Consider the following 12,899-nt stretch of genomic DNA (forward strand, 5'->3'; position numbering starts at 1 on the left):
GACAGGGCCACGAAGTGCGCCGCGACGGCGTCCGGGCCGGCCTTCAGCTCGGACAGCAGCCAGTCCCGCGCCGACGTCGCGTTGGTGATCGTCTCGATGGTGGTGAAGGTCTTCGAGGCGATGATGAACAGCGTCTCGGCCGCGTCCAGATCCCGTACCGCCTCGTGCAGATCGGCGCCGTCCACATTGGAGACGAAGCGGACCGTCAGCTCGCGGTCGGTGAAGGAGCGCAGCGCCTCGTACGCCATCGCGGGGCCCAGGTCCGAGCCGCCGATGCCGATGTTGACCACCGTGCGGATCCGCCTGCCCGTGTGGCCGGTCCACTCACCGGAGCGGACCTTCTCGGCGAAGGCGCTCATCTTGTCGAGCACGGCGTGCACCGCCGGCACGACGTTCTCGCCGTCGACCTCGACGACCGCGTCACGCGCGGCGCGCAGCGCGGTGTGCAGCACGGCCCGGTCCTCGGTCGTGTTGATCTTCTCGCCGCGGAACATGGCGTCGCGCAACCCGAACACATCGGTCGCGGCGGCGAGTTCCTGGAGCAGGGCGAGCGTCTCGTCGTTGATCAGATGCTTGGAGTAGTCGATGCGCAGATCGCCGGCGCGGACGGTGTAGCGCTCCGCGCGCCCGGGGTCCGTGGCGAACAGGTCGCGCAGCTGAGGGTGGAGCATGCTGTCCGCGCGGTGGTCCTCCAGCGCTGTCCACTCGGGGCGGCGGATGAGCCTGGGCGTGTCAGGCACGGCTGGTCCCTTCCTCGCCGTCGGCGCGCAGGGCGACGGCGTACATCTCGTCCGCGTCGAGGCGGCGCAGCTCCTCGGCGATCAGCTCGGAGGTGCTGCGGACCTTCAACGCGAGGGTGCGCGGGGGCTGGCCGGGCAGAGAGAGGGTGGCCAGCGGGCCCTCGGGGCGGTCGATCCGGAGCGCGCCGTTCTCCGCGCCGAGCTGTACGGCCGTCACCACCGGTCCGGCGGTGACGACACGCTCGACCGGTACGCCGAGCCGGGCGCCCAGCCAGCGGGCAAGCAGCTCGGCGCTCGGGTTCTCGGCCTCGCTCTCGACGGCGGCCGAGATCACCTTCGCGCGCGCCTGGTCGAGAGCCGCGGCCAGTATCGAGCGCCACGGTGTCAGCCGGGTCCAGGCGAGGTCGGTGTCGCCGGGCGTGTACGAGGCGACGCGGGCCTCCAGCGCGCGGAGAGGCTGCTCCACGGCGTACATGTCGGTGATCCTGCGCTGGGCCAACGCCCCCAGCGGGTCCTTGGCGGGGAACTCGGGGGCGTCCACGGGCCACCAGACGACGACGGGCGCGTCCGGCAGCAGCAGGGGGAGGACCACCGAGTCGGCGTGGTCCCCGACCTCCCCGTACAGCCGGAGCACCACCGTCTCGCCGGTGCCCGAGTCCGCGCCGACCCGGACCTCGGCGTCGAGGCGTGAGTTCGTCCGGTCACGGGGCGAACGGGAGACGCGCCTGATGACGACGAGCGTGCGCGAGGGGTGCTCGTGCGAGGCTTCCTCGGCCGCCTTGATCGAGTCGTACGCGTTCTCCTCGTCCGTCACGATGACCATCGTCAGGACCATGCCCACGGCGGGTGTGCCGATGGCGCGGCGGCCCTCCACCAGGGACTTGTTGATCTTGCTTGCCGTGGTGTCGGTCAGGTCGATCTTCATGGCCTGCGCCAGCTCCGTCCGTCTCGTGCGAGCATCTCGTCGGCTTCCCCGGGTCCCCAGCTGCCCGAGGCGTACTGCGCGGGCCTGCCGTGGGAGTCCCAGTAGTTCTCGACCGGGTCGAGGATCCTCCAGGACTCCTCCACTTCCCTGTGGCGCGGGAAGAGGTTGGCGTCACCGAGCAGCACATCCAGGATGAGGCGTTCGTACGCCTCGGGGCTGGACTCGGTGAAGGACTCGCCGTAAGCGAAGTCCATCGTGACGTCCCGGATCTCCATCGACGTACCCGGCACCTTCGAGCCGAAGCGCACCGTCATGCCCTCGTCGGGCTGGACGCGGATGACGATGGCGTTCGCGCCCAGCTCCTCCGTGGCGGTCGAGTCGAAGGGGGAGTGCGGGGCACGGTGGAAGACGACGGCGATCTCCGTGACGCGGCGGCCGAGGCGCTTTCCGGTCCTCAGATAGAAGGGGACACCGGCCCAGCGGCGGTTGTCGACCTCCAGCTTGACCGCGGCGTAGGTGTCGGTCGTGGAGGCCGGGTCGATGCCGTCCTCCTGGAGGTAGCCGCGCACCTGCCTGCCGCCCTGCCAGCCCTCGGCGTACTGCCCGCGGACGGTGTGCCGGCCCAGGTCGTCCGGGACCCTGACGGCCTTGAGGACCTTCAGCTTCTCGGCCAGCAGGGACTCGGCGTCGAAGGCGGCGGGCTCCTCCATCGCGGTCAGGGCCATCAGCTGGAGCAGGTGGTTCTGGATGACGTCCCGGGCCGAGCCGATGCCGTCGTAGTACCCGGCCCGGCCGCCGATGCCGATGTCCTCGGCCATGGTGATCTGCACGTGGTCGACGTACGACCGGTTCCAGATGGGTTCGTACATCTGGTTGGCGAAGCGGAGCGCCAGAATGTTCTGAACGGTCTCCTTGCCGAGGTAGTGGTCGATGCGGAACACCTGGTCCGGGTCGAACACCTCGTGCACGATCGCGTTGAGCTCGCGCGCGCTCGCCAGGTCGTGGCCGAACGGCTTCTCGATGACGGCGCGCCGCCACGAGCCCTCCGGAGCGTCCGCGAGCCCGTGCCTCTTCAGCTGCTGGACGACCTTCGGGAAGAACTTCGGCGGTACGGAGAGGTAGAAGGCGTAGTTGCCGCTGGTGCCCCGGGAGGCGTCCAACTCCTTGACGGCCGCGCGCAGTTGCTCGAACGCGTTGTCGTCGTCGAAGTCCCCCGGGATGAATCGCATGCCCTCGGCGAGCTGCTGCCAGACCTCCTCGCGGAAATCCGTACGGGCGTGCTCGCGCACCGCGTCGTGCACCACCTGCGCGAAGTCCTGGTCCTCCCATTCGCGGCGGGCGAACCCGAGGAGCGAGAAGCCCGGCGGGAGCAGACCGCGGTTGGCCAGGTCGTAGACGGCCGGCATCAGCTTCTTGCGGGCCAGGTCGCCGGTGACGCCGAAGATCACGAGCCCGGAGGGGCCGGCGATCCGGGGGAGACGGCGGTCGCGGGGATCACGCAGGGGGTTGGTCCAGTCATCGGCCGGGGTGCCCGCTGCCGGCAGCGCGACCGGCGCTTCGGCGGCGACGCCCGCGGTGGATGCCCTCTGTGCCGTGAGCGCTTCGACGAGCGCCTCGACAGACGTGTCGCTCTTGCTCATTCCGCCACGACTCCCTTGCCGCTCAGCGAGGCCGCGACGGCGTCCAGCAGATCGCCCCACGCGGCCTCGAACTTGGCGACGCCCTCGTCCTCCAGCTGCCGCACGACCTCGTCGTAGGCGATGCCGAGCCGCTCGATGGCGTCCAGGTCGGCATGCGCCTGGGCGTAGCCGCCGCTCACCGTGTCGCCGCGGATGTCGCCGTGGTCGGCGGTGGCGGTCAGCGTGGCCTCCGGCATGGTGTTGACCGTGCCGGGCGCGACCAGCTCGTCGACGTACAGCGTGTCCTTGTACGCCGGGTCCTTGACGCCCGTCGAGGCCCACAGGGGGCGCTGGCGGTGGGCGCCGGACGGGGCGAGCGTGGTCCAGCGGTCGGAGGACTGTGTCGAATTGCCGGCGGAGCCGAACACGTCCTCGTACGCCTCATAGGCCAGGCGGGCGTTGGCGAGCGCCGCCCTGCCCCTGAGCGCGAGAGCCTCGTCCGAGCCGAGCTTCGCGAGCCGCTTGTCGACCTCGCTGTCGACGCGCGACACGAAGAAGGAGGCGACGGAGTGGATGGCGGAGAGATCGAGGCCCGCGGCCCGCGCCTTCTCCAGACCGGCCAGGTAGGCGTCCATGACCTCGCGGTAGCGCTCCAGCGAGAAGATCAGCGTCACGTTGACGCTGATGCCGAGGCCGATGACCTCGGTGATCGCGGGGAGACCCGCCTCGGTCGCCGGGATCTTGATCATCACATTGGGCCGGTCCACCAGCCAGGCGAGCTGCTTGGCCTCGGCGACCGTGGCCGCGGTCCGGTGCGCGAGGCGGGGGTCGACCTCGATGGAGACACGGCCGTCGCGGCCGCCGGTCGCGTCGTACACGGGCCGCAGGATGTCGGCGGCGGCGCGGACGTCGGCGGTCGTCATCATCCGGACGGCCTCGTCGACCGTCACGCCGCGTACGGCGAGTTCGGCGAGCTGCTCCTCGTAGCCCTCGCCGGAGCCGATCGCGGACTGGAAGATCGACGGGTTGGTGGTGACACCCACCACGTTCCGCTTCTCGATCAGTTCGGCGAGGTTGCCGGACGTGATCCGCGTGCGTGACAGATCGTCCAGCCAGATGGAAACGCCTTCGTCGGAAAGGGACTTGAGGGGCTCTACGGGTGCGGATATGTCAGTCACAGTGATCATCTTCTTTCTGGCGATCGGGTCAACCACGCGCGGCGGCGAGTGATTCCCGGGCGGCGGATGCGACGTTCTCGGCGGTGAAGCCGTACTCGGTGAACAGGGTCTTCGCGTCGGCGGAGGCGCCGAAGTGCTCCAGCGAGACGATGCGTCCGGCGTCACCGACATACCGGTACCAGGTCAGACCGATTCCGGCCTCGACGGCCACACGGGCCTTCACGGCCGGCGGCAGCACGCTCGCCCGGTACTCCGGGGACTGTTCCTCGAACCACTCCACGGACGGCATCGACACCACCCGGGTGCCCACGCCCTCTTCCTCCAGCCGCTCACGCGCCGCGACGGCGAGCCGCACCTCGGAACCGGTGGCGATGAGGATGACGTCCGGGGTCTCGGTGGAGGCGTCCCGCAGGACGTAACCACCCCTTGCCGCCTCGGGGTTGGCCTCGTACGTCGGCACGCCCTGACGCGTGAGAGCAAGGCCGTGCGGGGCCGGGGCGGTGGCGTGCCGCCGCAGGATCTCGGCCCAGGCGACCGCCGTCTCGTTGGCGTCGGCCGGGCGGACGATGTTCAGGCCTGGGATGGCGCGCAGCGAGGCGAGGTGCTCGACGGGCTGGTGGGTGGGCCCGTCCTCGCCCAGGCCGATGGAGTCATGGGTCCACACGTACGTCACCGGGAGCTGCATCAGCGCGGACAGGCGTACCGCGTTGCGCATGTAGTCCGAGAAGACGAGGAACGTGCCGCCGTAGACGCGGGTGTTGCCGTGCAGCGCGATGCCGTTCATCTCCGCGGCCATGGAGTGCTCTCGGATGCCGAAGTGGATGGTGCGGCCGTAAGGGTCGGCCTCCGGCAGGGGGTTGCCCTTCGGCAGGAACGAACTCGTCTTGTCGATGGTCGTGTTGTTGGAACCCGCGAGGTCGGCGGAGCCGCCCCACAGCTCGGGGATCACCCCGCCCAGCGCCTGGAGGACCTTGCCGGACGCGGCGCGCGTGGCGACGGACGTGCCCGCCTCGAACACCGGCAGGGCCCGCTCCCAGCCCTCGGGCAGCTGACCTGCCACGACGCGGTCGAAGAGCTGGGCGCGCTCCGGATGGGCGCCGCGCCACTTGTCGAGCCGCTTGTCCCAGGCGGCGTGCGCTTCGGCGCCGCGGTCGAGGGCCTCACGGGTGTGGTTCAGGACCTCGCCCGTGACCTCGAAGGTCTTCTCCGGGTCGAATGCCAGCAGCCGCTTGGTGGCCGCGATCTCGTCCGCGCCGAGCGCCGAGCCGTGCGAGGCCTCGGTGTTCTGCGCGTTCGGCGCGGGCCAGGCGATGATCGTGCGCATCGCGATGATCGAGGGGCGCTCGGTCTCGGCCCGCGCCGCCACGAGCGCCGCGTACAGCGCGTGGACGTCGACATCACCGCCCAGCACCGGCTCGACCCGCTGGACGTGCCAGCCGTACGCCTCGTAACGCTTCAGGACGTCCTCGGAGAACGCGGTCTGCGTGTCGCCCTCGATGGAGATGTGGTTGTCGTCGTAGACGAAGACGAGGTTGCCGAGCTTCTGGTGGCCCGCGAGGGACGAGGCCTCGGCGGAGATGCCCTCCTCCAGGTCGCCGTCGGAGACGATCGCCCAGATGGTGTGGTCGAAGGGGGACACGCCCTCCGGGGCGTCCGGGTCGAACAGGCCGCGCTCGTAGCGGGCGGCCATCGCCATGCCCACGGCGTTGGCGACGCCCTGGCCGAGGGGGCCGGTCGTGGTCTCGACGCCTGCGGTGTGTCCGTACTCGGGATGGCCGGGCGTCTTCGAGCCGTGCGTACGGAACGCCTTCAGATCGTCCAGCTCCAACTCGTACCCGGAGAGGTAGAGCTGCGTGTAGAGGGTCAGCGAGGTGTGGCCGGGGGAGAGGACGAAGCGGTCGCGGCCGGTCCATTCGGGGTCCGCCGGATCGTGCCGCATCACCTTCTGAAAGAGGGTGTACGCGACCGGGGCGAGGCTCATCGCGGTACCGGGGTGGCCGTTGCCGACCTTCTGTACGGCGTCGGCCGCCAGCAGTCGGGCAGTGTCGACGGCACGCCGGTCGAGGTCGGTCCACTCGAGGTCGTCGTGTGAGCGCGTACTCATCTTCAAGAAGTCCTCAGTGAGGGAGAAATGGATGGCTGGACGCCTTCAAAATTAAAAGTCAGACCTTTAACGCGGAAGGTAGGCCTGTGTCAGGCTTCGGTGAAAGTGGGACACGGAGCGCAGGGCCGAGCCGCCGCGAGAGGGACATGGCAGACAGATCCATGCAAGACGGGGACGGGATCAAGACCTTCCCCTTCCCCGTCGACCAGAGCCTCTCCGGCGTCGGTATGCAGGTCGGCCCGATGGGCCCCGGCCACACCTGGCACACGGACGCGCCCCTGGAACGCGTGCACCGCATCGACTTCCATGTCGTGATGCTGTTCAGTGGCGGCCCGGTGAACCACATGATCGACTTCGCCGCGTACGAGGTCTCGGCCGGCGACCTGCTGTGGATCCGCCCCGGCCAGGTCCACCGCTTCTCCCGGACGGCCGGGTATCGCGGGACGGTGCTGACCATGCAGCCGGGCTTCCTCCCGCGCGCGACCGTGGAGGCGACCGGCCTCTACCGCTACGACCTGCCACCGCTGCTGCGACCGGAACCGGACGAACTGACCGCGCTCCACCACTCGTTGGCACAGCTGGAACGCGAGTACGTCGACACGACGACGCTGCCGCCGGGCGTGCACACCGCGGTGCTGCAGCACTCCCTGACCGCGTTCCTCCTCCGGCTGGCCGACCTCGCGGCGCGTTCCGCGCGGCCGGGGCCCGACCAGGCCGACACCGCCTTCACGCGTTTCCGGGAGGCGGTCGAGAACGGCTTCGCCACCAATCACAGCGTCAGCGCGTACGCCGATGCCCTCGGCTACTCCCGCCGCACCCTGGTCCGCGCGGTGCGCGCCGCGACGGGCGAGACGCCCAAGGGCTTCATCGACAAGCGGGTCGTCCTGGAGGCCAAGCGTCTACTCGCCCACACGGACATGCCCATCGGACGCGTCGGCGCGGCCGTCGGCTTCCCCGACGCCGCGAACTTCTCCAAGTTCTTCCACCAGCACACCGACTCGACCCCGGCGGCGTTCCGGGCGGAGTTGCATTGAGAGGGGCGGGCCGGCCGGCCCGCCCCTCTCGCTGGTCTTGGTCGAACTCCTCGGTCAGCGGCCGAAGTTGAACCAGTTCACGTTCACGAATTCCGCCGGCTGGCCGCTGGTGAAGGTCAGGTAGACGTCGTGTGTTCCGGTGACGTCGCGGATGTTCGCCGGGACCGTCTTCCAGCTCTGCCAGCCTCCGGTGTTGGCCAGCGAGAAACTGCCGATCGGGGCGCTGGTGCGGCTGTCCAGGCGGACCTCGACCAGGCCGCTGACGCCGGAGGGGGCACCGCTGGCGACGCGGGCGTAGAACTGCTTGGCGGGTGTAGAGCCGAAGTTGACGCCCTTGTAGAGGGCCCAGTCGCCGCCTGCGAGGGAGCCGATGTTCTGGCCGCCGCCGGAGTCGGTGGTCGTCTCCGTGCCCACGCCGCTCTGGCCGTCGTGCGACTCGGCCTGGATCGCGCTGTAAGCGTCACGGTTGCCGGTCGGGGGAGGTGTGGTGCCGCCCCCGCCGGCCTGCAGCACCTGGACGTAGTCGACGACGAGCGGGTGGCCGGGCACTGTGGCGCTGTCCGGGCCACCGCCGTACGCGGCAGGAAAGGCGCCGCCCATCGCCACGTTCAGGATGATGAAGAAGCCGTGGTTGGTGGCGTTGGCCCAGGTCGTCGCGTCGACCTGGTTCGCTCGTACGGTGTGGTAGTTGGTGCCGTCGACGTAGAAGCGGATCTCCTCAGGGCTCGTCGACCGGTCCCACTCCATGCTGTACGTGTGGAAGCCCGCCTGACAGGTCGTGCCGGGGCAGGAGGTGGAGCCGCCGAGGCCGGTCGTCTCGTTACAGGGACCGCCAGGGTTGGTGCCGCAGTGCATGGTGGCCCACACGGTGTTGACGCCCTGGACGTTCTCCAGGATGTCCAGTTCACCGACGCTCGGCCAGTTCTGGTAGTTGCCGCGGTAGGGCGCGCCCAGCATCCAGAAGGCCGGCCAGTAGCCCCGGGCGGCGGCGCCCGTCACGTTCGGCATCTGGATCCGGGACTGGACACGCAGTTTGCCTCCGGCAGGCGGCTGGAAGTCGGTGCGGTTGGTCTCGATGCGGCCCGACGTCCAGTTGCCGGAGGCGTCGCGCCGCGGGGTGATCCGGAGGTTCCCGGAGCCGTCCAGCGCCACGTTGTTGGTACTGGAGGTCATCGTCTCGACTTCGCCGGTACCCCAGTTGGCGGGGCCGCCGGGATAGCCGGTGCCGGTCGCGTACTGCCAGTTCGAGGTGTTGACGCCGGTGCCCGCGGCGCCGTTGAAGTCGTCGACGAAGACCTGGGTCCAGCCGGCCGGCGGCGCGGGCGCGTCCGCCTGGGCGGCCGGCGCCCCGGCCGCCGCCAGGCTCAGGACGCTGACGAGGGCGATGAGCGTACGCCGAAACGGACCGCGTCTACCGCGTCTGACTTGTGTGCCGGAAGTTTCCCTCATGGGTGCCTCTTCGGGTACGGAGTGGAGGTGCGCGGGTGTTTGTGAGAGCGCTCTCATCACAGCTGCGCGGCCAATGTGCTCTTCGGCACTCCGGTCGTCAAGAGGTAAAGCAGCGAAAGCCCCCCGAGGAATGGGGAGTTCACACTCTGAAGGAGGGACGCCCCGTTCGACCACGGTCCGGTTCGACCATGGTCCGGAGTCTGTTCCATCACGTATCGGACAAGGGGTGTGCCCGGGGTCGGCGGCTGGGGGAGTCTGCCGGAGTGGCGAGACGCGGGGGATGTCTGATCAATGGTTGCCTGACCATGCTGGTGCTCTCCCTGGTGGCGGTCGTTGGCGTGATGGCGTGGATCGGGACGAGCGGCTGGCGTTACGGCAACCAGGCGCGGGACGACCTGAAAGAGAGCGTGGACCGGACGCGGGCCGCCCTGGCGCGGGCGGCCGCCGATGGCGTCCTGCTCGGTACCGAGATCGACCGGGCGGTGGTGGGCTACGCGAAGCCGCGCCCCGAGGTCCGGCGTCAGGCCCGGACCGTCACGGTCACCGTGCGGCTGTCGGCTTTCGTGGGTGCCGGGGTCGTCGGCAGCGGGGACGCCGACGGGTGCTACCGGTTCGAGGCCGTCCCCTCTGCCGGTTCGTCTTCCGTCTCCGTACGCGAAGTGCCCGCGCGGTCCTGCCTCGACCGTTCGCCCTGGCCGTACCGGAAGCCGACGGAGGTCGCCGACGACGTGATCGTGGAACTGCGGGCCGCGGTGGCCCGTGGCGGGGTCGAGGGCGCGGGCACCGCGCAGGTGTGGAAGACCTCGGGCATCAGGATCCAGGACACCGAGACCGCGAGCGGCCGGCTGACCACGCTCGCGTGGCTGGATGGCGGCACCGGACCTGGGGGCAAGGACTGCTATGAGTTCCGGGTGACCACGTTCTCCGTCACTGCCAAGCAGCTGAAGCCGGACGGCTGTTACCGCTTCCAGCGCGAGCGCGACGCCCAGGCGGGAAAAGCCCGCCGGGCCGAACTCGAAGCGGGCGCCGAGAAGGTCGAACGACAGATGGAGGACGCGATGGCCGACGGACGGTTGACACGGAGCCATGTGGTGCTACGAGTTCCGCGCGCATCTCCCGACGGAGGCCGTCACGCGCCACTACCTGGAGCAGGGCTGCTCGTTCTAGCCACGTCCTCTAGCCAAAGATCTGCTGGCCCCTCCGCCGTCGCCGCACCGCCAGCAACGATTGCAGCGAGTACGTCGGCGCCCCCGACAGCAGCAGCGGCAGCCAGGACATCAGATAGGCAAGGTCATTGCTGTAGTAGTAGTGCTCGGTCTCCCAGCTGACCGTCAGCCAGAAGGTGAGCGAGATCAGCCCCCCGCCGAATGCGGCCAGCCGGGGCCACAGGCCCAGCAACGTCCCCGCTCCCACGGCGATCTCGCCCGCCGCGATGGCATAGCCGAAACCCTCCGGGCTCTTCAGCGCGAGGTCGATCAGCCAGGGCACGGCCGCCGTCTGGTGCACGCTCTCCAGCAGCGAGGCGAGCGAGCCGTCACCGCTGCCGGCGAGGAAGGCGGAGTCGGTGAGCTTGTCCAAACCGGCGTAGACGAAGGTGATGCCGAGGAAGAGCCGTAGCGGCAGCAGCGCGTGACGCCCGGCCGAGGTCCTGTTCCCCCCACCGACCCGGGCATCGCCGAAGCCGTCGATGGCCTTGGGGCCGCCGCCCTCGCCGCCCATCCGCTCCGCCAGGGACATCCGTCCACCTGCCTCTCCGCAAGTGCGTTCGGGGTATGTGCGGAGGTGATCCTTCCCCTTCGTCCGCGGCTCAAGGCGAGCATGGTGCGAACTGTGCGGGGAAATTACGTGCGTCCTAGGTGATCGAATCCAAGGGGTAACCAGGCCCGGGTCGGTGGCGAGGGGGGTCGCGAGGGTGTCCAACTCTGTCTCCACACACCGACGTTGGACTGTTGGACACCCTCGTCCCATGCACTCGGCTCATCCCTTGGAATCGATCACCTAGCCGGCCGCCTGGAGAACCTGGACGTAGTCGACCACGAGCGGGTGGCCGGGTTCCGTGCCGCTGTCCGGGCCGCCGCCGTGCGCGTTCGGGAAGGCGCCGCCCATCGCGACGTTCAGGATGATGAAGAAGCCGTGGTCGGTGGCGTTGGCCCAAGTCGTCGCGTCGACCTGGTTCTCCCGCACCGTATGGAAGTTGGAGTCGTCGACGTAGAAGCGGATCTCTTCCGTGCCGGTCGACCTGTCCCACTCCACGGCGTACGTGTGGAATCCGGCCGTGCATGCCGTGCCGGGACACGGGGCGGATCCGCCGATGCCGGTGTTCTCGTTGCAGGGGCCGCCCGGGGCGGTGCCGCAGTGCATCGTGGCAAACACCGTGTTCTGGCCCTGGGTGTTCTCCATGATGTCCAACTCGCCGACGCTCGGCCAGTTCTGATAGTTGCCGCGGTAGGGCTCGCCCAGCATCCAGAACGCGGGCCAGTAGCCCTTGGCGGCGGCGCCGGTGACGTTCGGCACCTGGATCCGGCCCTCGACGCGCAGCTTGCCTCCGGCGGGCGGCTGGAAGTCGGTGCGGTTGGTTTCGATGCGGCCCGAGGTCCAGTTCCCGGAGGCGTCGCGGCGTGGCGTGATGCGCAGGTTTCCGTTGCCGTCGAGGGCGACGTTGTCCGTGCTGTCGGTCATCGTCTCGATCTCGCCCGTGCCCCAGTTGGCGGGCCCGCCCGGGTAGCCGGTGCCCGTCGCGTACTGCCAGTGGCCGGTGTCGACGCCGGAGCCCGCGGTGCCGTTGAAGTCGTCGACGAACACTTCTGTCCAGCCCGTCGGGGGAGGGGGCGGCGACGCGTTGGCGGGCAGGGTGACGGCCGCGGCGGCGCCCGCGGCCAGGCCCAGTGTGCTCAGGACGGCGATGAGCACACGCCGACGAGGTTTGCGTTTGCTGTGAGTTCCGCTCATGGGTGCCTCTTCACTGAGGGTGGGGGGAGGTGCGGGTGCGCTGAGAGCGCTCTCATTACAGCTGCGCCGGACAATGTGCTCTCCGTGGCGCCAGTCGTCAAGAGGTAAAGCCGAGAAAGTACTTGCGGGGAAGGGGAGTTCACGCGGTGAACGATCGCGAAGGCCGGGTCCGAGGGGACGCTGTTGGCCCATCACCCTCTGCCGGGACACCAGCTGCGAAAAGCGTGAACACTTTCCGGGAAAGTGTTCACGCTTTCGCTGGGTGCATGCCTGGGATGGCGCGCCGCCGGCCGGGATCAGGACCGGGCTGTCAGTTGGGGCTCAGCGGGTGCAGCCTCCTCCGCATGCGGACGACGGTCGCGTCGATCAGGACCGCCAGCGTCAGGTGCCGGTGACCACGCGGCCGGAGCTGGCGCAGGCCGCCCAGCGCTCCCGCCAGATGACCGTCCTGGAAGACCCGGACCACCACTCCCAGCGCGGCGGCCAGGCTGAGCAGTGTGAAGATGCCGGCGAGCACGGTGAGGGCGGCCCAGGGCGCGCGGTCGCCGAGCATCGTGCGGAAGTCGACCAGTCGGGCCGCCACACCGGTGACCTCGACGGGCTCGTCCCCGCGTACGTCCCGTACACGCTGGACCAGATCGGTTGCCGCCTTGCAGCGGCAGCCCGGCGGCGCGCAGTCCGCCGAAGATGACGAGCAGCAGGGCGAGGACGACCGGCAGTGAGATCAACTCGGCTTGCGCCACGTCCGGTGGACGCGGTCAGCGGCCGTGTCCACGGCCTTCTCCTCGGCGTCGTCGTCGAGACCGCCCTTCAGCGTAACGGGGATGACCAGGGCCTGCCCGTCCTCCGAGGTGAGGCCGCGCGTGGTGTACGGGTCGGGCACAGTGACTATCCGTCTGAC

At 69.7% G+C, this 12,899-nt stretch carries 9 protein-coding genes and 2 pseudogenes; 1 reads left to right on the forward strand and 10 read right to left on the reverse strand.

The window, feature by feature from the left end; all coding sequences use genetic code 11:
• The 5 genes from FGD71_RS05100 to tkt form a co-directional block, all read right to left on the reverse strand.
• Window positions 1-740, reverse strand: a 740-nt coding sequence (locus FGD71_RS05100; protein ID WP_478129863.1) for a glucose-6-phosphate isomerase, incomplete at its 3' end; no start/stop codon positions are given.
• Entirely contained in the window at window positions 733-1,665 is a 933-nt protein-coding gene (gene opcA / locus FGD71_RS05105; protein WP_119099168.1) for a glucose-6-phosphate dehydrogenase assembly protein OpcA, read from the reverse strand. The genes opcA and FGD71_RS05100, both read right to left, overlap by 8 nt.
• Window positions 1,662-3,305: a glucose-6-phosphate dehydrogenase gene (zwf, locus tag FGD71_RS05110; RefSeq protein ID WP_240436399.1), complete on the reverse strand. Its 1,644-nt coding sequence runs from the start codon at window positions 3,303-3,305 to the stop codon at window positions 1,662-1,664. Before zwf ends, opcA begins: the two co-directional genes overlap by 4 nt.
• Entirely contained in the window at window positions 3,302-4,471 is a 1,170-nt protein-coding gene (gene tal / locus FGD71_RS05115; RefSeq protein ID WP_119099211.1) for a transaldolase, read from the reverse strand. The genes zwf and tal overlap by 4 nt, the downstream gene beginning before the upstream one ends.
• 19 nt (window positions 4,472-4,490) lie before the next feature.
• On the reverse strand, window positions 4,491-6,566 hold the full coding sequence (tkt, locus tag FGD71_RS05120; protein WP_119099169.1) for a transketolase: 2,076 nt from the start codon (window positions 6,564-6,566) through the stop codon (window positions 4,491-4,493).
• Window positions 6,567-6,712: 146 nt separating this feature from the next.
• Here tkt and FGD71_RS05125 point away from each other — a divergent pair, with 146 nt between their 5' ends.
• The gene (locus FGD71_RS05125; RefSeq protein ID WP_119099170.1) at window positions 6,713-7,600 is read left to right on the forward strand and encodes a helix-turn-helix domain-containing protein; all 888 of its coding nucleotides are present in this window, start codon (window positions 6,713-6,715) and stop codon (window positions 7,598-7,600) included.
• A 54-nt stretch (window positions 7,601-7,654) separates the two neighbouring features.
• Here the strand turns inward: FGD71_RS05125 and FGD71_RS05130 are convergent, their stop codons facing one another.
• The 5 genes and pseudogenes from FGD71_RS05130 to FGD71_RS05150 all read right to left on the reverse strand — a co-directional run bounded on the left by FGD71_RS05130 (window position 7,655) and on the right by FGD71_RS05150 (window position 12,881).
• Window positions 7,655-9,049, reverse strand: coding sequence for a glycoside hydrolase family 16 protein (locus tag FGD71_RS05130; protein ID WP_119099171.1), 1,395 nt, complete (start codon window positions 9,047-9,049; stop codon window positions 7,655-7,657).
• A gap of 1,176 nt (window positions 9,050-10,225) precedes the next feature.
• Entirely contained in the window at window positions 10,226-10,786 is a 561-nt protein-coding gene (locus FGD71_RS05135; protein WP_240436400.1) for a DoxX family protein, read from the reverse strand.
• A 264-nt stretch (window positions 10,787-11,050) separates the two neighbouring features.
• Window positions 11,051-11,998 (reverse strand): annotated as a pseudogene (locus FGD71_RS05140) (glycoside hydrolase family 16 protein); the annotation flags it as partial.
• A 421-nt stretch (window positions 11,999-12,419) separates the two neighbouring features.
• Window positions 12,420-12,650, reverse strand: a pseudogene (locus FGD71_RS05145) (MMPL family transporter); the annotation flags it as partial.
• A 72-nt stretch (window positions 12,651-12,722) separates the two neighbouring features.
• A complete protein-coding gene (locus FGD71_RS05150) occupies window positions 12,723-12,881 on the reverse strand; it encodes an MMPL family transporter (protein WP_162931034.1) in 159 nt (52 codons plus the stop codon).
• Window positions 12,882-12,899: the final 18 nt, after the last annotated feature.

Source organism: Streptomyces sporangiiformans (assembly GCF_005768555.2).
Lineage (GTDB): Bacteria > Actinomycetota > Actinomycetes > Streptomycetales > Streptomycetaceae > Streptomyces > Streptomyces sporangiiformans.